The sequence below is a fragment of the Bradyrhizobium sp. NBAIM08 genome (assembly GCF_020193935.1).
GTDB lineage: Bacteria > Pseudomonadota > Alphaproteobacteria > Rhizobiales > Xanthobacteraceae > Bradyrhizobium > Bradyrhizobium yuanmingense.
In genome coordinates this window covers 1-454 of sequence record NZ_JADYVR010000302.1, presented here as the reverse complement: position 1 = coordinate 454, position 454 = coordinate 1, and the positions used below count along the sequence as shown (strand labels likewise).

General features: G+C 75.6%; 1 protein-coding gene. It reads left to right on the top strand.

Features of this window, described 5'->3' with window-relative positions; all coding sequences use genetic code 11:
• Positions 1–31: 31 nt before the first annotated feature.
• Positions 32–454 (top strand): class I SAM-dependent methyltransferase (locus I6F37_RS39605; RefSeq protein ID WP_225154318.1); only part of this gene is annotated, 423 nt, incomplete at its 3' end.

Sequence of the window (454 nt, the reverse complement as noted above, 5' to 3'; positions counted from 1 at the left end):
TCGCGGGCCCCGGCCCCGTAGCCTCGGCGCCATGGCTGAGGCGGACTGGCGGGAGCACGCGCTGGCGGCGACGGGGTTCATGCCGCCCGACGAGGGCGATGCCCTGCACCGCGCCGCGCTCGACGCCGCGGCCGCCGTGCCCGGCGCGCCGTTCGTCGAGATCGGCTCCTACTGCGGCCGCTCGACCGTCTGGCTCGGCGCCGCCGCCCGGTCCGCCGGCACCGTGGTGTTCGCCGTCGACCACCACCGCGGCTCCGAGGAGAACCAGCCGGGCTGGGAGTGGCACGACCCGACGGTCGTCGACCCGCGCATCGGCAAGATGGACACGCTCCCGTTCTTCCGGGCCACGATCCACGACGCCGGCGTCGCCGACGGGTTCTGCTACCTCGTGATGGAGCTCGTCGACGGGCCGTCGTTGGCGACGCTGCTGGCGGCGGAGGGACCGCTCGAGGTC